This is a genomic window from Amycolatopsis coloradensis (assembly GCF_001953865.1).
GTDB classification, from domain to species: domain Bacteria; phylum Actinomycetota; class Actinomycetes; order Mycobacteriales; family Pseudonocardiaceae; genus Amycolatopsis; species Amycolatopsis coloradensis.
Window position 1 is genome coordinate 90,368 of record NZ_MQUQ01000003.1, and the last position, 21,832, is coordinate 112,199.

Annotated in this window: 14 protein-coding genes and 1 tRNA gene; 7 read left to right on the top strand and 8 right to left on the bottom strand. The window is 64.0% G+C overall.

All coding sequences use genetic code 11. The features are described 5' to 3' along the window. Positions 1-159: 159 nt before the first annotated feature. A complete protein-coding gene (locus tag BS329_RS04010; protein ID WP_158075750.1) occupies positions 160-1,581 on the bottom strand; it encodes a WD40 repeat domain-containing protein in 1,422 nt (473 codons plus the stop codon). A gap of 117 nt (positions 1,582-1,698) precedes the next feature. Beyond that, on the bottom strand, positions 1,699-3,117 hold the full coding sequence (locus BS329_RS04015; RefSeq protein WP_084749425.1) for a 5'-methylthioadenosine/S-adenosylhomocysteine nucleosidase family protein: 1,419 nt from the start codon (positions 3,115-3,117) through the stop codon (positions 1,699-1,701). 171 nt (positions 3,118-3,288) lie between these two features. Between BS329_RS04015 and BS329_RS04020 the strand changes: the two genes are divergently transcribed. Genes BS329_RS04020 through BS329_RS43270 form a run of 3 tightly spaced genes read left to right on the top strand, consistent with a single transcriptional unit; the run spans position 3,289 to position 5,401 of the window. Further along, the gene (locus BS329_RS04020; protein WP_076155790.1) at positions 3,289-3,996 is read left to right on the top strand and encodes an NUDIX hydrolase; all 708 of its coding nucleotides are present in this window, start codon (positions 3,289-3,291) and stop codon (positions 3,994-3,996) included. A gap of 35 nt (positions 3,997-4,031) precedes the next feature. Further along, positions 4,032-5,282: an AbiJ-related protein gene (locus BS329_RS04025; protein ID WP_143252840.1), complete on the top strand. Its 1,251-nt coding sequence runs from the start codon at positions 4,032-4,034 to the stop codon at positions 5,280-5,282. Next, positions 5,255-5,401, top strand: a complete 147-nt coding sequence (locus tag BS329_RS43270; RefSeq protein ID WP_158075751.1) for a hypothetical protein — start codon at positions 5,255-5,257, stop codon at positions 5,399-5,401. Before BS329_RS04025 ends, BS329_RS43270 begins: the two co-directional genes overlap by 28 nt. Before the next feature lie 49 nt (positions 5,402-5,450). Here BS329_RS43270 and BS329_RS04030 read toward each other — a convergent pair whose 3' ends face one another. Further along, positions 5,451-7,268 (bottom strand): pentapeptide repeat-containing protein, encoded by a 1,818-nt coding sequence (locus BS329_RS04030; protein ID WP_076155791.1) that lies wholly within the window; start codon positions 7,266-7,268, stop codon positions 5,451-5,453. A gap of 843 nt (positions 7,269-8,111) precedes the next feature. Between BS329_RS04030 and BS329_RS04035 the strand changes: the two genes are divergently transcribed. The 3 genes from BS329_RS04035 (at position 8,112) to BS329_RS45480 (ending at position 14,470) form a co-directional block, all read left to right on the top strand. Continuing rightward, a complete protein-coding gene (locus BS329_RS04035) occupies positions 8,112-10,379 on the top strand; it encodes a type I restriction-modification system subunit M (RefSeq protein WP_143252842.1) in 2,268 nt (755 codons plus the stop codon). Beyond that, a complete protein-coding gene (locus BS329_RS04040; RefSeq protein WP_076155793.1) occupies positions 10,376-13,498 on the top strand; it encodes a type I restriction endonuclease subunit R in 3,123 nt (1,040 codons plus the stop codon). Before BS329_RS04035 ends, BS329_RS04040 begins: the two co-directional genes overlap by 4 nt. A gap of 537 nt (positions 13,499-14,035) precedes the next feature. Continuing rightward, positions 14,036-14,470: an STAS domain-containing protein gene (locus tag BS329_RS45480; RefSeq protein WP_158075752.1), complete on the top strand. Its 435-nt coding sequence runs from the start codon at positions 14,036-14,038 to the stop codon at positions 14,468-14,470. Between the two features lie 96 nt (positions 14,471-14,566). On the opposite strand, the gene BS329_RS04050 is transcribed toward BS329_RS45480, so the two are convergent. The 5 genes from BS329_RS04050 to BS329_RS44375 form a co-directional block, all read right to left on the bottom strand. Continuing rightward, the gene (locus BS329_RS04050) at positions 14,567-16,231 is read right to left on the bottom strand and encodes a UvrD-helicase domain-containing protein (RefSeq protein ID WP_076155797.1); all 1,665 of its coding nucleotides are present in this window, start codon (positions 16,229-16,231) and stop codon (positions 14,567-14,569) included. After that, positions 16,228-18,234, bottom strand: coding sequence for an ATP-dependent nuclease (locus BS329_RS04055; protein ID WP_208619145.1), 2,007 nt, complete (start codon positions 18,232-18,234; stop codon positions 16,228-16,230). Before BS329_RS04055 ends, BS329_RS04050 begins: the two co-directional genes overlap by 4 nt. 298 nt (positions 18,235-18,532) lie before the next feature. Continuing rightward, positions 18,533-18,605, bottom strand: a tRNA-Thr gene (locus BS329_RS04060). 153 nt (positions 18,606-18,758) lie between these two features. Next, positions 18,759-19,577 carry an alkaline phosphatase D family protein gene (locus tag BS329_RS44370; RefSeq protein WP_341866320.1) on the bottom strand — a complete coding sequence of 273 codons (819 nt, stop codon included), beginning with the start codon at positions 19,575-19,577 and terminating at the stop codon, positions 18,759-18,761. Then, positions 19,578-19,853, bottom strand: a complete 276-nt coding sequence (locus tag BS329_RS44375; RefSeq protein WP_244197027.1) for a PhoD-like phosphatase N-terminal domain-containing protein — start codon at positions 19,851-19,853, stop codon at positions 19,578-19,580. Between the two features lie 371 nt (positions 19,854-20,224). Here BS329_RS44375 and BS329_RS04070 point away from each other — a divergent pair, with 371 nt between their 5' ends. Then, positions 20,225-21,790, top strand: a complete 1,566-nt coding sequence (locus BS329_RS04070) for a threonine/serine exporter family protein (RefSeq protein WP_076155799.1) — start codon at positions 20,225-20,227, stop codon at positions 21,788-21,790. The last annotated feature ends 42 nt before the right edge of the window (positions 21,791-21,832 follow it).

Consider the following 21,832-nt stretch of genomic DNA (forward strand, 5'->3'; position numbering starts at 1 on the left):
CGCCAAAATGGGACCACCAGTACTTCCCCCTCGGCGACGTCGACCTCTAAAAACCGGACTGCCGATCGCCCGCGCGCCGGGTCATGCTACGGGAGCTATGTTGCCTCACTGCCAGCTTCCGTCGGGATACTGGGCGGTGAAGGCTGTCGGCCCAGCACTTCATCCGATGTTTCTCCAGAGTCGGACCACACCAGCACCGTCTCCGGTCGCAAGGACCTCGCCACCAAGGGCGAAGGCAAGTGCAGTGACTCCGTCGTCGTCGGCGTCGTGCCCTGGAAGGTTGGCTATTTCCTTTCTAGTGACCAGATCCCACACCCGGGCGGTCCCGTCCTTGCTTCCGGTGACGAGGGCGTTCCCGTCAGGGCGAAACGCGACAGTGTTGACGATGTCTGAGTGGCCTCTGAGGGTGAACATCACTTGGCCCGTGCGAGGATCCCACAGGCTCGCGTTTTTACCGTTAGCGGTGACCAGGAACTGGCCGGTCGGGCTGAACGCCATGCCGTGAACATAGTCCTCCGCCACGGCGCTCACGGCGCTTCGACCGCTTGCCCGGTCCCATATCTTCACAGCGCCACGTTCGTAGGTCGCGAAGAGAGTACTGCCAGGATCGAACGCCATACCTTCCCAGAAGCCCACACCCAGGTCGAGTCTCGCCTTCGGAGCACCGGAAGGCGAGTCCCAGAATTGCATTGCGCACGAGTTTTTTCCGGTGATCATCGTGGCGACCTCGGCAACTTTGGGGACGAATGCAGAGGGAACGAAGCCTCCCGCTGTGGAATCGTTCAGCAGTTGCACGGCTGGGACATCTTGCTTTCCGGTGGCCGCCCAAAGTCCAGCCTGTCCGGAGCTTCCGCTGACAGCCAGGGTCGCGCCGTCCGGACTGAACGACAGAAAGGATCCGCTGGTGGTGTTCATCGTCCCGACGATCTCACCGGACCGCCAGTTGCGGACCGTTACCGCCTGCGCGTTTGCCACACCTGACGTGGAGCCAGCCACTGCGAGGGTGTCACCGGCTGGACTGAACGCCAGCGCTGACGCATAGTCCCCAACCGAGAAGGTCGACTCGACTCGCGGGTTCTTGGACGCGGCGCCCTCTGCCGCTTGAGGGCGCCCAGGAATCGTCCGGTCCGTGTTCTGTCCCACCACACCGCCTAGCAGCTGGACACCGCCGTAGCTCGCGGAACTCAGGATGAGCACTGCGGCCACTGCGATAGCGGTAAACCGTGCAGGGTGTCGGCCTGCGTAGTTCACAACTCGTTGCTTGATGTTGACCGGTCCGGTGGCGACTATGTCGCCCACGGAGTTCCCGCGGATGACGTCGATGTTTGAAGGCTGGCTTTTTTTGCGGGCGCTCAGTGTCATGGCGGCCTGGACGGCGGCCTGCAGTTCGCGTGCGAACACGTGATCCTGCGCCTCGGCCTGCGTGAGTGCTTCCACGGCCTCGGCTCCAACATCCGGGGGCACGTGGCCAGCCCGCAGTGCAGCATCTCGGAATCGGACGATTGCCGGGTGTGTGCCGAGTTTGTTGCCGATCAGCGTCCACATGCGCTCTACGGTCGCATCCAAGGCCTGATCAGCCATTCCGGTTATCCGCCTAGTCGCCCAATCCACAATGAGAGCGACAACTGTCTCCATGCCCATGTGCTTGTCCCATTTCGCCGTTCGTCGCCAGCTACGATCTGTTGCGGTTGAACAGGTTCAGCACACAGACCAGGAGCCGGTCGGCTCGAGGCGCAGTCCGGTACCCCAGTCGTCGGGCTTGCTCAACTTCCTCTTGACCTCGGGGTCGAGGGTCTCGGGAATGTTGCCGTGGACCCACGCCATACGCGCGTCATACGTAGCGCCGTTTTCGCGCGGCCTTTGGGCTGGCACGACCTTGACGACCACGACGGACAAGGTCACGGCCGCCAGGCTCACATCGCCCACCGCGACGTTGCCTGGGCTGTACTTCTCCACGACCTTGTACCGCCGGGCGAACCAGTCACGCTGCTCAACGCACACCATGCTCTCGGCCAGCTGCCGGTCGCGGGCTGTGAGAGCGTCCACGAAGCTCTTCGCCGTGGCTTCGGGTGTGCTCCGATCCGGGGTCGGCGGCAGCGGGCTCGAGCTGATGGTCGTTGACGCGGCGGGCTGGCCGAGGACCAGGTACGTGCCCCAACCGGCCAGTGCGAGCACCGCGACGAGAAGGATCGCCATGAGGGTGACCAGGAGCGGATGGCGGCGCGCGTAGGTCGTGACCTTTTGGTCGACCGTGACCGGCCCGGTCGATGCGATGTCGCCGACGGCGTTTCCTTTTGAAACTGACGTGGTGCGTCCACCGGGGGTGCCAGGGACCGGTTGGTTCGGTGTAGGCGTGTGACCTTCTTCGGGGTTCGTGGGTCGGCCGAGGGTTTGATCGATCGCCTGGGCCAAGCCGACAGCGAAGGCGGCGGCATTGTGCACCGCGGTGTCCTGCCAGCCGCTCGAGTCAACGCGGTGCTTGTTGCCGTCGGCCAGGTCGCTGATGCCCCGGATGGCGATGGTGGGGGTGGCCTCGTGCAGATGACCGGCGAGGGCGACCCCTGAGCTCTCCATCTCGACGGCGGCCGCGTCGTTGTAGTGGGACCGCAGGCGATCTCGCTCAGGTGCGCTGGTCGAGTTGAGCACGATCTCACCTGCCGCGACGGGCTCGAAGTGCACCGCGGCACGTGTCTCGGACGCGCCGGGCCAGGCCTGCGCGCGGTTGACGTGCTTGGCGAGCTGGACGAGTCGGTGCGAGGTGTCCCACGCCTGTGGCCGCGCCAGGAACTCGTCCCCATCGACCCGTCCGCCCTGGTAGGCGTAGACCCGGGTGGCCACCACGACGTCGCCGAGGGCGATCCACTCCCGGAGCCCACCCGCGATACCCACGAACAGGACGGCCGACGGGCGGAACTCCGTGATCGCGCGTTCGGTGATCGCCGCCGCGTTGACCGTTCCCATGCCGATCACGGCGAGCGCGATCTCACAACTCGGCCGGGAGGCGAGGGCCCCTACTTCGAAGACCGTGCCGGCCCCGTGGTGATGCGTGCGCAGGTTCGTCAAGTGCTTCCGGATGGCCGCACCTTCGAGGTCGAGCGCGGTGAGGATCACGAGCATGACCACTCCGTTCCGTTCGTCAGGCGGCACGACCGTAGAGTCAACCGAACCTTCTCGTCAAGTTGACATATCTTTCCGATCGTCTAGAACTAGTAGTCGCTGCAGGTTGAGATGCTGTTTCACCGCGACGTCGCTTGTTGTCCAACTGACATACGACGGTAGGCTGGTCCAGTGAACGAGGGTTGGCAGATCCCGACGATCGCGGTGGCGGTCGATCTCGTCGTGCTCACCGTGCGATCGGAAATGTTGCAAGTCCTGCTCGTGGAGCGAGGGGTCGAGCCGTATCAGGGCAGACTCGCGCTACCCGGCGGGTTCCTGTCATCCGAGCACGAGGACATCGATAGTGCCGCCTCACGTGAGCTGAGTGAGGAGACGGGGCTCGACGCTGGCAGGCTGCACTTGGAACAGCTGGGGGCATACGGCGCCCCGGATCGGGATCCCCGCCAACGTGTGCTCACGGTCGCGTACCTCGCGATCGTGCCAAACCTTCCCGAACCAATTGCAGGTGGAGACGCACGCTCGGCGCAGTGGACACCAGTCACGAAGCTCGGTCGGCGTCGCAACGCCCTAGCCTTCGACCACTCCCGGATCCTGGCAGACGGCGTCGAACGAGCCCGTCATCGTATGGAGTACACGACGCTGGCCACCGCATTCTGCCCCGCCCACTTCACCATCGCGGACCTACGACGGGTCTACGAGATCGTGTGGGGCGAAACCCTCGACCCCCGAAACTTCCACCGCAAAGTCAAGGGCGTGGCCGATTTCCTGGTACCTACCGGGGAGATGACGAGCAAGCACGGCGGACGGCCGGCGGCGCTCTTCCGACGCGGGACCGCCGAGATACTGCACCCGGCGATCCTGCGTGGCGGCGCCAACTGACCCGACGGAGCCCAAGTTTCTGCGAGACTGACTAGGTGGCTGTTGCAGACGATTTCGCGACATTACGCGACGTTCTCCGCTTCGTCCCTGGGGACGTAAGCCACTTCGGGACACATAAAACGCTTGCCCCAACCTGTGAATCTCTCGGGCTCCCGACGCCTCCGGACGAAGGCACCAAGTACGAGCGAGCGTTAGCGAGCTTCGAAGCCGTGCCCGACACGGAGCTCCCGCGGGTCGCTGAGAGGGTGCTGGCCACCATGGAACTCGACGCACGACAGTGCAACGACGTCCAGGACACTCTCTGGGCCACCACGGAGCAACCCTCGATCCCGAAACGGATCCGTCGAGAACTCGCCAAGGACATCGACACCTACGATCTCATCCGCAACGAGGACCACTTCACCAAACTCCTCGACACCCTCTGGGTGCTTGACGACAACCCGCTCAGCGCGTTCATCACCGGCCAGCGAACCCTCCGCGACCACATCCAGCAACACGTGTACCGCAATATGGACTGGGACGCGATGGAACTCTTCGAGCATCTCGGTGCCTTCGAGGCATCGGGACGGCGCTTCGCGCTCTTCCTCGAAGGTCTGGCATCGGCCGATGTCGTGCCAGACGTCGAGGCACAGCGAAGGTTCGTCGCAGCCACGAATCTACATCTCGATCGCTCAGGCTACGAACTGCGAGAAACCGGCGATGACGACGGATACCCCGTGTTCAGCTTGGTCTCTACGCGTTCCGTCCGCAGGCGGCCAAAGTACCTGATCTTCGCCTCGACCGAGAAGCCCGACATCAGGTTCGTCGACGCCCTCGACGGTGACATCGAGATCCTCGGCAACGCCGACGCCGTTCTCTCCTACGACCGGCACATCGGGGCCGACGGTCTCCTCTGGAGTGACCTGCAGGCGTGGTGGCGGGACCGACACAACCTGCCGACCGACGAGGAGGCGAAGCGGACACTCTACAGCCGACTGCTGGAGTGCCTCCCCTGCAACTCGCCACAGCAACGCAACCTGTTCCTCGGGTACAACAGCGTGTTCGGATCCCGCATCCCACGACTGCCAGCGCTCGTACCCGAAGTTTGGCTCCACTGGGATCCCAAACGGTCCGAGCCCGCGGGAGAGACGCTCTCCTCCGGTTCCGGATGGACTTTCTTCTCCTGCTGCCAGGCGGCCGTCGAGTTGTGCTGGAAGTCGACGGCCAACGCCACTACGCGACGAACGGCCGACCAGACCCGGCCCTGTATGCCACCAACATGCGAGCCGATCGCGAGCTCAAGCTAAGCGGCTACGAAGTGTTCCGCTTCGGCACCGACGAACTGCAAACCGAGGAACAGGCCCGGACGGTCGCAGGCACCTTCTTCCCCGAATTTTTCCGCTCCTTCGGGGTTCCCGCGGACTGAAACCTACGGTGCCCGCTTTAGTTGGCAAAGGCACCTCTCTGGAGCGGCATCAACCTAACGGACTCGTCTCATCACTACTGTTGAAGACAGCAGCAGGAGAGAAGGGATTTCCGTCCATCGTCGTCCCATGGAACGAGACTTTTCCCTTGAAGGTAGTTTCTCTGAAATCAGGGCTCTCGACAAAGCTAGCTTTGCTAAACATGGCATCGCCGTTGAAGGCCGCCCCGGCGAACACGACGGCGCCGACAAAGGCGGTTTCGTCAAACATAGCATCGCCAGCGAATGACACCCCACCAAACAGCGCGTGGGTGAATGTCGCCCCGCCGAACGCGGCAGCACGAGCGAACGTCGCACCACCGAAATTGGCGTCGCCGATAAAAGCCGCCTCACCAAAATCGGTCGCGCACTTGAAAGAGGCCTGCCTGAAATCAGCACGTGCGAAGGACGCTCCGCCGAACGTAGTGTGGGCGAAAGTTGCCCCGCTGAACACGGCCCGTGCGAAGGTAGTTTTGTCGAACAGGGCATCGCCAGCGAAGGTTGCCCCACCAAAATCGGCGTCACGCTTGAAGGACGCCGCGCAGAAGGTGGCGTCTCGAGTGAAGGTGGCCTCACCAAATCGGGCGTTTCGGGCGAAGGTCGACTTGTCGAACAGGGCGTCCTGAGCGAAGAACGCTGTGTTGAACTCGGCGAGGGCGGCAAAGGTCACGCTACCGAACTCGGCATCGCCAGTGAAGGCCACTCTGTAGAATAGAGCATCGCCGGTGAAGGTAGCCAAGCTGAACTGCGCGCTGCGGCTAAAGGTCGCTCCGCTGAACTCAGCTTCGCCGCCGAAGGTCACCCCGTCGAACTCGGCACCGCGGGAGAAGGTCGCCTTGCTGAACTTGGCAACGCCGGTGAAACTCGCCCCGCCAAACTCGGCGACGCTGGCGAATGTCGTCTCGTTGAAATCGGCGAGGTCTGTGAAGACCGTCCAGTTGAACTTGCCGTTACCCTTGAAGAATGTCCCGACGAACGTGGACTCGGTGAATGTGGCCCCGTCGAACGTGGCGTCGCCGATGAAGGTGGCTCTGCTAAAGTCGGCGATGCCAGTGAAATTGGCATCGCGGAAGCTGGTGGTTCTGATCCGGGCGCCGGTCATGGTGAAGTCGATGAGCTGGGCGCCGGTGAGGTCGAGGGCGAGTTCGCCCCAGTATGCGGTGCCGCGGTGGGGGTTGAGGTGGTCGCTAAGAAGGCGCTGGGCTGTGAGCCGGACTTCGCGTTCCTGGGCACGCTCGCGAATGTTGCCGTCTTGTTCGATGCCGATGTCATCTTCCTCGTCCTTCTCGATCGGCGGTTCGTAGGGCATACGGAGATAGGCGCAGAGGACGTTGACGATGGTCTGACGCTGGGTCTCGTTGTCCTGAGCGAGGCGTTCAAGGACATAAAGGCCGCTGAGTCGGACCGGGGCCTTGTCGGACCCGAGCAGCTCGGCGGCCTTGAGGTACAGCTCAGTGATCCGGCGGGCGGTGGCATCGGCGTGGGCGTCGTCAGCGACGCGTTCCTGGTGCGCCTGGGTAGTGGCAGCGACGGCCTGTTGGTGGGCGAGGACTTCGTATTGCTGAGCGAGGGCGCGTTCGCGGTTGTCGAGGTCGGCTTCGGTGGAGTGCTGGCGGCGCCAAGCGAGGTAGAGCGCGACCACGCCCCCGCTGCCGACTCCGATGCTCAGCCCGATCTTCAGCGCGTCCAGTCGCGCCTTTACCAGGTCCGCACCGGTGAGCCCGGCGGTAGCAGGCCACCACAGCAGGGTCACCGCACCTGCAGTCAGGACCGCGATCACGATCGCGGTCGTCCACATCGCGGCTCGGGTCAGCTCAGGCAGCCGCTTCAACGCGGCCGACCGTGATCTCGGTGCTGAGGAGGTGCTCGCGGCCCCCGGCCGCGCGTGGTCGGTCATGACCATCAACGTCGCAAAAATCGGCAAGGATGTTGCAGAGCCAGGCGCGCCGCGGCGCCCACCCGGTGGCAAGAGCATCAGCGCGCCGTGGACCCGCTGCAACTAGCTTGGGCACCGCACTTCGGCACACCAGAGCAAACGGAGACGAACCGGAGCCCAATCGCCGTCCGCGCCAAGGTGGGCATGGCACAGAAAAAGCAATACCCCCGCAGGTCAGGGGGATGTTAATGTTGTGGGCCGCCTGGGGCTCGAACCCAGAACCTGCGGATTAAAGCCAGCTGTTTCGACTGCGGCCATCCTTGAAATAGTTCCCACAGCAGGGGCTTCTACCTGCGGTTTCACCAACCAACGATCATGTTTGCGACTGCTAACACGCGTTTCTGGGCTCCGCTATGCCTCCGTTCTTCCTGCTGTGCTCAGCGGAGTAGTGAACTGCACCTCGACCTGGGGTTTCATCCCGGACGGAGAGCCAAGACGATGGTTTACGCCGGGGTCAGCGGCCAGACCATCCGACGCCGCAGGAAGCCTTCCCATCCCCGAGCATCCCTGCCCTCCTTGACGGATCATCCCGCGCCTGCAGGGAGCACACGCCTTGTCGTTGATCTGCCAAAGGCCGTAGTTCGGATCATTCCCCCGCGTGCTGCCGACCGAGTAGGAGCTTCCGAGAGGTGACGGACCCGCACACGTGAAGGCTACGACGCTCTGTCGGTGCCCACCGCTAGGGTGAGAGATCGAGGCCCGCATGAACCACGTGCACGCCAAAGGCATGAAGGAGATTTGCCCGATCATGAACCAGTTGACGACAGCCTTCAGCACCGGCCTCAGCGCGATGGTGTTGGCGCAGTAGTGGCTCCGACAACCAAAGAGGCCCAGCGCGCCGAGCTCCACAAGACGATCTGGCGCATGGCCAACGACCTACGGGGCAGCGTCGACGGGTGGGACTTCAAAACCTACGTCCTGGGCATCCTGTTTTACCGCTTCATCTCCGAGAACCTCACCGCTTACATCAACGAAGGCGAGCGATCGGCCGGAGACGCGGACTTCAACTACGCCACACTAACCGACAAGCAAGCCGAGCCCGCTCGCAAAGAAACGGTCGCCGAGAAGGGCTTCTACATCCTGCCCAGCGAGCTCTTTGCCAATGTTTGTAAGCGCGCGGCTAGTGACCCCAACCTCAACGAGACGCTGGAAAGAGTTTTCGGCAACATTGAGGGATCAGCGGTCGGCACCGACTCCGAAGACGACCTCAAGGGTCTGTTCGACGACCTCGACGTCAACAGCGGCAAACTCGGCAACACCGTCGCCAGGCGCAACGAGAAGCTGGCGAAGCTGCTCAACACGGTCGGGAACCTCAACCTGGGCGACTTCAACGACCACGCGATCGATGCATTCGGCGACGCGTACGAGTACCTCATGTCCATGTATGCCTCCAGCGCTGGCAAGTCCGGCGGCGAGTTCTTCACGCCCCAGGAGATCAGCGAGCTCCTGGCCCGTATCACGGTCGCCGGCAAGAAGTCGGTCAACAAGGTCTACGATCCGGCCTGCGGCTCAGGTTCGCTGCTGCTCAAGTTCGCCAAGGTGCTTGGTAAGGAAAAAGTCCGTCAGGGCTTCTTCGGTCAGGAGGTGAACCTGACCACTTACAACCTGGCTCGGATCAACATGTTCCTGCACGACATCAACTACCAGCAGTTCAGCATCGCCCACGGTGACACCCTGCTCGATCCAGCCCACTGGGACGATGAGCCGTTCGAGGCGATCGTCTCCAACCCGCCGTACTCGACCAGATGGCCAGGCGACAGCAACCCGCTCCTCATCAACGACCCTCGCTTCGCCCCAGCCGGAGTGCTCGCACCCAAGAGCAAGGCCGACCTCGCTTTCACCATGCACATGCTCAGTTGGCTTGCGGTCAACGGCACTGCCGCCATCGTTGAGTTCCCTGGAGTGCTCTATCGGAGCGGGGCTGAGCAGAAGATACGCAAGTACCTGATCGACAACAACTACGTCGACACCGTGATCCAACTGCCGCCGGACCTCTTCTTTGGCGTCACCATTGCCACCTGCATCATCGTGCTCAAGAAGTCGAAGAAGGACAACAGTGTTCTGTTCATCGACGCCTCAGCTGAGTTCAAACGCGTCGGCAACAAGAATAAACTCCTGCCCGAGCATCAGCAGAAGATCCTCGACACCTTCATTACCCGCGTCGACGCCGACCACTTCGCTCGGCTCGTGCGCAACAACGAGATCGCTGCCAACAGCCACAACCTCGCCGTCTCCTCCTACGTTGAGGCCGAGGACACCCGCGAAACCGTCAACATCTCCGCGCTCAATGCCCAGATCACAGAACTCGTCGCCCGCCAGTCCGAGCTCCGTCAGCAGGTCGACGACATCCTCGCAGACCTAGAGAGCCGAGACGATCTGTTCTCCTCCCCCGACACGGACGGGGTCAAGCTCGCATCGATGGGCGACGTCGGTGTGTTCATTCGTGGCCGAAGGTTCACGAAGAACGATGTCGTGGACGAAGGTATCCCGAGCATCCATTACGGCGAGATTTACACGACGTACGGTGTGTCGGCATCCGAGGCCGTGTCGCATGTGCGCGAAAGCCTGCGAAGCCAGCTGCGCTTCGCCAAACCGGACGACGTCGTTATCGCCGCAGTGGGCGAGACCGTCGAGGATGTCGGATTGGGCGTCGCGTGGCTTGGCGAAACCGAGGTCGCAATTCACGACGACTGCTTCCTCTATCGCTCGGACGTCCTGGTTCCAAAGTTTGTCTCCTACTACTTGAGGACTAGCTCGTACACTCGCGAGAAGGCTAAGTACGTCGCGAGAGCGAAGGTCAAGCGCATGTCCGCAAAGGGGCTGGCAAAGCTGCTCATCCCTGTACCCTCGATTGATAGGCAGCGCGAGATAGTGTCCATTCTGGACAATTTCCACGCACTCGTTAACGACCTCAGCGTCTGTCTGCCCGCCGAACTCAACGCTCGCCGCAAACAGTATGAGCACTACCGTGACCGTCTACTATCCTTTGAGGACTCATCGACATGAACGAGGGGTCAGTCACCAAGTTCGAGCCCATCGCCGTCGGCGGGGACAGCACGGTCGTCGCCGAGTACTTACCCGACGCCCGTGGCTCCACGGCCTATCAGTCCGAGGCAGACCTTGAGCGTGAGTTCATCAGACTGCTGCAGTCTCAGGCCTACGAATACCTGCTCATCCACACTGAGACCGACCTGATCACGAACCTGCGCGCGCAGCTCGAGGCGCTAAACAGCCTCAAGTTCAGCGATACAGAGTGGGAGCGGTTCTTCAGTGAGAACATCGCTGGCCAGAACGATGGAGTCGCTGAGAAGACGATCCACGTTCAGGAGAACTATGTCCAGCTCCTAAAACGAGACGACGGCACGACCAAGAACATCTGGCTACTGGACAAGACCAACATCCACAACAATCGGCTGCAGGTCATCAATCAGTACGAGATCAACGCGGGTTCGGGTGGCGCGAAGCGCGCCACCCGCTACGACGTGACGGTCCTCGTCAACGGCCTACCGATAGTTCACATCGAGCTGAAGCGGCGTGGCGTTGACATCCGCGAGGCGTTCAACCAGATCGACCGCTACCAGCGGGACAGTTTCTGGGCGGGCTCCGGCCTCTTCCAATACGTCCAGCTGTTCGTGATCAGTAACGGCACGCTGACAAAGTACTACAGCAACACGACTCGCACACAGCACATCAACGCATTCAGAGGTAAGAAGCGCACCAAGAAGACGAGTAACTCGTTTGAGTTCACTTCGTGGTGGGCCGACGCGAACAACACGCCGATCCAGGACCTGACCGCGTTCGCCAAAACCTTCTTCGCCCGCCACACGCTGCTCAACATCGTGACCCGCTACTGTGTACTAACCGCGGGTGGCAGCGCTTCCGATCGCCTGCTGCTAGCCATGCGGCCCTACCAGATCGCCGCAACCGAGCGGATACTGAATCGCATCGAGATAGCCGTCAACTACAAGCGGCTTGGCATGGTCTCGGCCGGCGGCTACGTGTGGCACACGACCGGATCAGGAAAGACTCTGACCAGCTTCAAGACAGCCCAGCTCGCCAGCCGGTTGCCCACGGTTGACAAGGTGTTGTTCGTCGTTGACCGCAAGGACCTCGACTATCAGACGATGCGCGAGTACGACCGTTTCGAGAGAGGCGCAGCCAACTCGAACACGTCGACAGCGGTGCTCAAACGTCAACTCGAAGACCCGAACGCCAAGATCATCATCACCACGATCCAGAAGCTGTCGACGTTCATCGCAGGCAACACGGGGCACACGATCTACGAAGGTCACGTCGTTCTGATCTTCGACGAGTGTCACCGTTCGCAGTTCGGCGACATGCACACGGCGATCGCCAAGGCATTCAAGCGGTACAACATCTTCGGGTTCACCGGGACTCCGATCTTCTCGAGCAACGCCGGCAACGGCGGCAACCCCCACCTCAAGACCACTGAACAGGCCTTCGGCGAGAGGCTGCACACGTACACGATCGTTGATGCGATCCGGGACAAGAACGTCCTGCCGTTTCGCATCGACTACGTCAACACCATCAAGGTCGCCCCCGGTGTTGACGGCAGGAAGCAAGTCTCGGCGATCGACACCGAAAAGGCTTTGCTCGCACCGGAACGGTTGCGTCAGGTAGTCGACTACATCCTGGAGCACTACGACCAGAAGACCCGGCGGACCAACGGCTACATCCACTCGGTGGTCGCGAACGTGGATGAGGTCGCATCCGGCAGGAACCGGATCAGTGAAGTCAAGGCCGCTGCCCGAGTCCACGGCTTCAACGCACTGTTCGCCATAGCCTCGATCGATGCCGCCAAGCGCTACTACACCCGCTTCAAGGATCAGCAGGAGCACCTGCCGCCGGACCAACGGCTCAAGGTCGGCATCATCTACTCCTACGCAGTCAACGAGGCCCTTGATGACTACCTCGACGAAGAAGGCTTCGACACAGGCGCCCTCGACCAGTCTTCACGCGATTTTCTAGAAGCGGCCATCGCCGACTACAACACGATGTTCGGCACCAGCTACGACGCCTCTTCGAGCAAGTTCGAGAACTACTATAAGGACCTGTCGCTGCGGCTCAAGAACCGGCAGATCGACCTAGTTATCGTCGTCAACATGTTCTTGACCGGCTTCGATGCAACCACCCTCAACACCCTGTTCGTAGACAAGAACCTGCGCAGCCATGGCCTAATCCAGGCCTACTCACGGACCAACCGGATCCTTAACTCCGTCAAGACCTACGGCAACATCGTCAGCTTCCGCGACCTTGAGCAACAGACCAATGACGCCATCGCACTGTTCGGGAATAAGGATGCTCGGGGCGTCGTGCTGCTCAAGCCATACGCCGACTACTACGACGAATACACAGAGAAGATCACTGAACTGCTTGAGCGGTACCCGCTCGGCGAGATCATCCTGGGCGAGGCGGCACAGAAGGCGTTCATCGCCCTGTTCGGGCAGATCCTGCGCCTGCAGAATATTCTGGTGTCTTTCGACGATTTCGCTGGCAACGAGATCCTGACCGAGCGCGAGAGTCAGGATTACCGCAGTGTCTACCTCGACCTCTACGCCGAGTTTCGCAAGGACCGAGACGGTGACAAGGAATCGATCGTTGACGACATTGTCTTCGAGATCGAACTCATCAAGCAGGTCGAGATCAACATCGACTACATACTGCTACTCGTCCAGAAGTACCGCGACGCCCACGGCGACGGCGTGGACAGGGAAATCCGTTCCAACATCACCCACGCCATCGACGCCAGTCCGAGCCTTCGCAACAAGAAAGACCTCGTCGAGGCCTTCGTCGACTCTGTCTCGACTACAGGCGACCTGGACGAGGAGTGGGCCGTCTACATCGTCATGCGCCGCACCGAGGAGCTCAATGCAATCATCAAGGACGAGAACCTGAAGCCTGACGAGACGCAGGCATTCATTGAGTCTGCGTTCCGCGATGGAGCGATTCAGACCGGCGGCACGGCAATCATCAAGGTGCTGCCTCCGGTGTCGCGCTTCGCTACCGATGGCGGGCACGCCGAGAAGAAACAACGCGTGCTGGCCAAGCTCCACACCCACTTCGAGCGGTTCTTTGGACTCGCCTCCAACCGAAGCGAGGAATAGACAATTCAGACTACCAGCGCCTGGTGCATGATACATAACGGTGCTGGACGAGTGGGTCATGCGGTTTCGTCCCTGACGAGTCCGGAAGGGGTTAGTCTTCGCGGCTGGAGAAGCGGATGACGACGTCGTTGTCGGTTGCTGGGGTGTTTTGCACAACGATGACTTGCGCACCCCGGTAGGTACCGCCATCGCTTCAGTAGCTCCCCAGTCGGTGGCCGCTGTCCTCACGTCCTGCGGCGGCCACCTGGGCAATAGACGGCCGACACCTCACCGCCAGGGCGGCCAGATTCTGCCCACCGCAGCGAGCGGAGCCAGCCGTCGTCGTCTGCCTTAAACCGCCACGGCCGCCGCACCGCCGAAGGCAGACGCGGCGGTCGTGAACCAGCTGTGTAAAGGACTGTTCGTAGCGCACCGGATTGAGCATCCCGACAGCTGAGTGGTGCTGGCCTCGATAGGCATAAGCAGCGCAAGCCCGGGGCACTCGGCGATAGAGGGCGGCGAGCAGGTCTCAGCCGGGCATTGCTCGCGCACGAGTGTGTGGCTGATCGCCTGAGCAGCAAAGCCGATACCGGCGTTGCGGAGAATCGACTCGAGCCTGTGCCACGGCCAAGAGCGATTGTCGTCGATCTGGACACGGTCATATTCCTGAGCGTGGCCGGGGTCCGCGCGTTGCACCTCGCCACCGAAACTGCCGCAGCAGCGGGCGTCACGGTACGGATCGCCTACGGCCGCAACCGAATCGTGTACCGCGCCTTGACCGCGACCGACGTCGCCGCCATCCTGGCCCCTACCCCGACCGGCGCGCCGCCCTCGCCACCGCGCCATCTGCAGCGAGTTCGACAACCTCATCCGCCACTCCTGACCGGCGGCCATCCCCTCTCGCCACCGCGTTGGCGACTCGGTGTGCCCGTCAGCAGGACGGGCTCGGCGGAAAGGCGCAAAGCCCGACTTTGTCATGGGCGGCGTGTTTGAAGCGGCTCACCAGAGGTAGTCCGGAGGTGGTCGCTCGCATGGGGTGAGCGCAGGCCGTCACGTAGGACAGTCTCCCGCAGTAGGAAAAGTCCCGTGCTACGAGTCTTCAAAGGTGAAACCCAGAAGCATCCGGTGCGGCGTACGCCAAACATCCCAACGACGTTGTGCTCCGGCCGGCCGGGCACGACGTCCGGCATGGGTCAGGACCAGATGTCGTTTCGCACGGGAGATGGCGACGAAGAACTCGGACATCACGGTGGTGGGGTTCTTGCCCCAGAAGAGCTGCTCCTCGACGCCGAGTACCACGACCTTCTCGAACTCCAGGCCTTTGCACTTGTGGACGGTCAGGAAACGGATAGCGTCCGACTCCGAAAGCCGCCTGAGGGCCTCGATGGCGTCGTCATCCATGTCGAGCTCTCGGCCGAAGGTTTCGAGAGCTTGGGCGATCAGGTCCGCGAGCCGTGTCCCCTGCTGGTAGCCGGGCGACAACGCGGTGAGCACCGGTCGCGAGACCAGCCGCAGGAACTCGTCGACATGAGGGCGCCACGCTTCGAGGTCACCCGTCTTGAACGCGGGGGCGCGGACCGCTGCCCGGGTGTCGCGAAGGAACCGTTTCATCCGGCTGTCGAAACGGGCTCCTTCATCCCCGGAAGCATGCGCGCGGGCGGTCACCCGCATCAGTGACGCGTACGCCTCGGGCTGGCCTTCGCCGGCGATCACTCGGATGAAGTCGAAGATCAGCGCGGCCACCGGCTCCGCGGCGAGGTCTTGGCTCGCTTGCTCGTTACGGAAAGGGATGCCCCGTCTCCCGAGCTCTTCACCGAGTGCGGCCGTGACCAGGTCCGGGCGCGACCGCACGACGACGGCGATCTCGCTCGGCGGCACGCCCTCGGCGAGCCAGTCTTCGATGAGGCCGGCGATCGTCTCCGCCTCGTCGCGTTCGGTGCCGAAGTCGAGCACGTCGATCACGCCGTCGTCCCCGGCGAGGTCTTCAGCCGGGCTGACCGCCTCGGGATCCATCTCCGCGATCATCCGATTCTGCATCCGTCGCAGCCGCGGGGCGGAGCGGCGGTTCTGGTAGAGCGGAAGGGGCCGGGCCTCGAAGTCGTCGGCGAAGGTCCGCATCACCCCGTCCAGCGCTCCCGCCCACACCATGATCCGCTGCTTGGTGTCGCCGACTGCCGTCAGCACCGCCCCTGACCGTCCGAACGCGGCCTGGATCAGCTGATACTGCTCGCCGGTGCAGTCCTGGAACTCGTCGAGGAAGACATGGCTGTAGGTCTGCCGGATACCGCCGCGGGCATGGGCGTTGTTCTCGATGATCGACAAGGCGAGCGGCACCAGGTCCTCGAACCTGACCTGCTCTCCCTCGATCCGGATGTCGGGGTCGAGCCTGTAGTCCGGTCCAAGGGCGTCGTGCCCGGTGAGGGCGGGGCGGAAGCTGTCGATCAGGCGTTTGGCGAAGGCGTGGAAGGTGGAGCTGTCGAACCTGGCGGCGAGCCGCGGGCCGGTGCGAAGGCGGACTCGTTCCCGCAGGTTGCGTGTGGCGTCGACCTTGAACGAGATCGCCAGAATTCGGCGAGGGTAAGTACACCGTCCGGTGCGCAGCAGAAAATCCGCGCGTTGGGCCAGCAGCTCGGTCTTCCCCGCGCCGGGACCGGCCGCGACGACCACGTTCTCCCCTGTGGCCGTCGCCGCGGTTCGCGCGTTCGGTTCGAGGACAAGACCGCCGACCGGGTGCCACTGCTCGGGCCGGATCATTCCGGCAGCCCGGCCAGCATCGCGCGCACATGGTCGACCAGCCGGGCCAGCACCTCGGGCAGATCGTCGAGCAGCTGCTCGTCACTCAATCCGGAGAGAGCCGCCAGATGAGCCGCCGGCTTGCTGCGGCCCGGGCCGAACTTTCCGTGGTAGTCGCCGAAGAGCGCCAGGATGTCCTCGGGCAGACGCTCTTCGTTCGAGTGTTTCTCACCCAGCACCGCGGCAATCGTCTTCTCGTCCGGTTCGGACGGTTCGACGCCGTAGGCGCCGGGGTAGGCCGCCAGCATCATCAGGTCGAGATCGACCGGTTGAGAGAAGAAGACCCCCTTCCGCTCAAGCACCGCGACCGACCCGTTCCCAGCGTCAAACGAGGGGAAGCTGCGCCCTGCGTTCCACTTCGGAAGCCGTTCGATTTTTTCGGTCTCGAAGGTGCCCGGCCGGACCTTGTTGATCTGGTTCAGTGCGTTGCGGATCCGTCCCCAGCCACCTTGGAATCGGCCGCTGTCGAGGTCGAGCAGGGTCGCGTGCGGAATCCGCAGTTCGTTCAGGAGCCGCCAGAAATGGTTGACGTGACGGCCGCCGAGCGGGACCACCGCCACGGACGCGTCGTCCTCGGCGATGCCCGCCGCGGCCAGGATCCGGGGCAGGACCACCTGCTCGCTGTCCCCCTCGCCGAGCACGACGAAGCGGGAGAAGTACAGCTCGGGGTAGGCCTGGACACCTTCCCGCACGTACTTGGCGGCCCCCGCGTCGTTCTCGGGAAGAACGATCCGGTGGACGGTCGTCTCCCGGCTCGCGTTCAACCGCAAGAAGCAGATCGAGAGAGGGTCGACGCGGCGCAGCAGGGTGGGCGCGTGCGTGGCGACGAGTGCCTGCATGTCACCGTGCCCGCACGCGTCGCGCAGCTGCCGGATGATCCTGCCGAGGTAGTGCGGCGCGAGGCTGTTCTCGGGCTCCTCCAGGGCGATCACCGTATGCACCGGCGCGCGCAGCCGGTCCCCGTCGACGGTCGGCTCGTCACCGGCGAGGACCCGCCGGGAGAAAGCCTGCCACGCGAGGACGAGTGAGATGTAGAGCAGGGACTTCTGCCCGTCGCTCAGCCGCTCGAAGGGGAGCGGTACGTCGTCGAACGACGGGAGGAAGCTGACGGTCAGCTGGCGCAGCACTCCTTCCAGCTCGCCACGGCCGAAGGCGATCGCCGGGTCCTTGAAGTACTCGCCCCGGTGCAGTCCGCTCCACTCGGTGGTCAGGCGGTCCCCGAGACTCGAGACCGTCGCGTTGGCGACGAGCGTTTCGGTGATCTGGGCGCTGAGCTCGCTCAGCGTCTCGCGCTCTTCCGTCCAGTCGACCGCCCGCAGACCGCGGGCGATGAGCGACTTCGTCGTGTAAGAGACCTGGTCGGCTGGGTCACGGCGAGCGGGGAGGTAGTGCACCTCGATCTGGCCGCGGTCGAAGCGGGACATGTCCTCGCACTTACCCGGCTCGCCGTCCGCGCCGGTGTCCAGCACGTACTGGATCCGCTCCTCGATGACGCCGTCCAGGGCCACCGTCGCCGTCAGGCGGATACGAGATCGAGGGACCCCGTCCGCCGTCGGGATCGTCATATGGGCGAAGTTCACTGGAACGGAGGCGTGCTGTCCCTCGGCCCCGGTCTCCGGGAATTCGAGGTCGACCTCCAGCCACAGCTCGGGTTCGCCCTGCCGTACCTCGCTCGCCCGGTGGCCGGCCGGGACGTGGAAGTCGTCCAAGCGGATCGCGCGCTGGGCAGCCAACGGGCTGAAAAGGCGCGACAGGGCTTCGAGGACCGTGGTCTTGCCTGCTCCGTTGGGCCCGAGGATATACGTGAGGTCGCCGAGTTCGATCGCCGTCGGTTCCGGCCCGAAGGACTGGAAGTTGGACAGCCGCAAGGTCGTGATCTTCACCGCGCACACCGCGATCCGGTGGAGTACCTCAGGATCCCTTTCGGACACCGTCGCCACCGCCACGGCTGGGGAAGAAGTCACGCGCGCAGTCACTCCTGGACCCTAGCGGCGACCGCCGCCACACCTCCTGCGAGGCCGGTTCTGTCTGTGGTGGCGGGCATACGGTCTTGGGACAGGGCGCATCGCCTTGATGAGGCCAACCTCGCCCTGAAGCCCGCCATCGTCAGACACGTAGGCCTCCGAGCCTGATTCCGCCAGCCACAGCGTTCAGCACGGCTGTGAAAACGGAGACGAAATGGAGCCCAATGGCGCCAACAAGAATGTGAACAAAACTCGCATAAAACGTCGTATTGGCAGGTCAAACACCATGTTGATCTTGAGCCGCCAAGGGGGCTCGAACCCCTGACCTTCTGTTTACAAGACAGATGCTCTACCAGCTGAGCTATAGCGGCCTCGCCCGAAGTCGCCCCCAGGCGAGCCCAGTATATCGGCGCCCGTTCAGTCGTTCGCAGGGCGCACCCACGGTTCCCCTGCCACGGTCCGGAAGGCGTGCGCGAACGCCACGGCGGTCGCCGGGTCTCGGCGGTCGGCGACGTAGTACCGGTTCATCCGGATGGCGTCCGGGGGCACTTCGAGGACGCAGGGGCGTGCGAGTCGAGTTCCACGAAGCGCACGTGCGGGTTCAGCGCGCGGATGGCGGCCTCAACCTCGAGCGAGCCGGTCCGTGGTGGGACGCCGAGCTGCTCGTCGATGTTGTCGGAGGGGACCGACGGGCAGACGAACTCGACCGCGACGCTCGTCCCGTCGCGGGGCCCGTCGTTCGCCCACGACGAGGGGACGTCGCCGGTCAGGAAGACCGTGTTGCCCCGCCCCTGTGGGGCGATGGCGTCCAGCACCCGGCGGCGGTCGGCGGTGCAGCCGTCCCACTGGTCGGTGTTCGCGGTGGTCGGCTGCCCGTCGAGCAGATCGGCCAACGCGAGCTTTTCGCGCGTCGGCAACGCGGGCACCTTGATCGGTGTGACCATCACCGAGTTCCCGACGACGTTCCACGACGCCGTGCCCCGCGCGAGGCCGTCGAGAAACCACTGCCGCTGGTCGGCGCCGAGGATCGTGCCCGCCGGATCCGCCACGGGACCGGGCTGCCGGGTCCGGTACGACCGCACCTCGGTCCCCGGATCGTGTGACGGCGATGCGTTGTCGGCCGCCTCGTGGTCGTCCCAGGTCGCGACGACCGGGTGACGGGCGTGCAGTCGCCGGGGGTGCTCGTCGGTCTTGTACATCGCGTGGCGCCGCCGGTAGTCCGACAGGGTGATCAACTCGTGAGACGGCACCGAAGGCCGAAGATCACCAGCGGGGTTCGGATTACCTTCGTCGAGGTAGTCACCCAGGTGAATGAAGGCGTCGAGATCGTCGCGACCGGCCAGCTAGCGGTAGGGGGCGAAGTGACCGACAGCCCAGTTCGCACACGACACCACGCCGAACCGCAGCCGGGCGACGTCGTCCGCGGGCGCGGTGCGCGTCCGGCCGGTCTGCGTGACCTTGCCGCTCGCCGTGAACCGGTAGTGGTACGCGGTCGAGGCGCACAGCCCGCCCGCCGTCACCTTCACCGTGTGGTCGCGTTCGGGCTCGGTCCGGAGGTGACCACGAGCGACGACGTCGGCGAATCCGGCGTCGGCGGCCACCTCCCACCGGACTTCCACCGGCGCCCCTTTTCCGGATCCCGGAACGGCTTCGGCGGAGGGCGTGACCTAGGTCCGGAGAAGCACCGAATCGGGCATCGGGTCACCCGAGGCGACCCCGTGCGCAAAAACCGGGGCCTCCGCCCCGCTAGATGCCCCCGAAAGGGTGAATGCCGCCGCGCTTCCGGCGGCGGTGACACCGGCCGCGCGAAGGACGGAACGCCTGCTCACAGCGGACGTCATGGCATGCAGTGTGCCGCACACCGGCGAAGCCGCGATGATCTTCCTCGGACGTGGCGGACACCACTTCGGATTACCTGCAACGGTCGGGGCATCGGCCCCGATGGTCCTCGGGAAAGTCCCTCGAACGAGAGTGAGGAGGTGGATCGATCATGAAGATCAACGAGCACACCAAGGGAACCCGGAGCGGTGAACGCGGTGTCGAAAGGAAACAGGACGAAACACCCGAACGTGGCGAATGGCTGCTGGAAGCCCCGCGCCAGCGTGACGGTGAGCGATCGATCCCCCAGGCTCGCTCGCACCGGCCGAACCTGCTGCGCCGCCGCGCCTGGCAGATCCTCGAAGCCCCGACGGCCGAGCAGCCCGCCGTCGAGAGCGACGAGGCGATGGGCCCGAAGCCGCCCGACGACTCGACGGTCAACTTCGTCCTGGACCTCGCCCTGCGCATCGGCGAGGTCCAGATGTCGAGTGGCGCCGGTGCCTCCGACGTCACGGCGACGATCATCGCGCTGACCTCGGCGCTCGGCCTCCCGCACTGCGAGGTCGACGTGATCTTCACGTCGATCACGGTCACCTGCCACCGCGGCACCGACATGGCGCCCGTGACGGCGCTGCGGGTGGTCCGCTCGCGCAGTCTCGACTACACGCGGCTCACCCAGACGGAGACCCTGGTCCGCCGGATCGTCCGCGGCAACATCGGCGCCGAAGAGGCCCAGCAGGAGCTCCAGCGGATCACGACCGCGCCGCACCCGTACCCCCGTTGGGTGGCCACGGCCGCCTGGGGCGGGCTGGCCGCGTTCATCACCCTGATCCTCGGCGGAAGCATCGACGTCGCGCTGGTGGCGCTCGTGATCAGCGCGGTCATCGACCGGCTCGGCCGCTTCCTGAACCGCTTCGCGCTGCCGTTCTTCTTCCAGCAGGTGATCGGCGGCCTGGTCGCGACCCTGTCCGCGATGGCGATAGTCAGCAGCGACCTGCTCACCACGAACAAACCCACGCTGGTCGTCGCGGCGGCGGTCACCGTGCTGTTGTCCGGGCTTTCCACGGTTTCCGCCGTGCAGGACGCCATCACCGGCTATTACGTCACGGCGGCCGGGCGCACGATGGAAACCGCGCTGATGAGTGCCGGGCTGATCGCGGGCGTGGTGCTCGCCCTGAAGATCGCGCTGCTCCTCGGCCTGCCGCTCACGCCGCTGCCCGAGGTCGTCTCCTCGACGCCGCAACAACTCCCGATCATCGTCATCGGCAGCATCGGCGCGTCCGCCTGCTTCGCGCTCGCGTCGTACTCGACGATGCGCGCAATGATCGTCGCGGGGGCGGCGGGCGCGATCGGCGGCGCGGTGTACGGCGCGCTGATGCTGACCGACTTCGAGGCCGTCAGCTCGTCCGCGGCCGCCGCCACCTTGGTCGGTTTCTGCGGTGGCGTACTCGCCAGGCGGCTCAAGGTGACGCCGCTGGTGGTGGCTGTGTCCGGCATCACGCCCCTCCTCCCCGGCCTCTCCACCTATCGTGGTCTATACCAATTGGGCGTCGAACAGGGCGGCAACATCTCCACGCTGATGACCGCGGTCGCGATCGGGCTTGCCCTGGCAGCGGGCGTGGTTCTCGGCGAATACCTGGCGCAGCCGGTGCGCACGGGGCTCGGCAGGCTCGAACGCAAGTTCGCCGGGCCGAGGATGGCGGGCCCGATGGAACCCGCCGAACGACGCTTGGAGTGATCGTGCGACGACCGGCCGTCGCGCGGGCCCGCGATAGGGTTT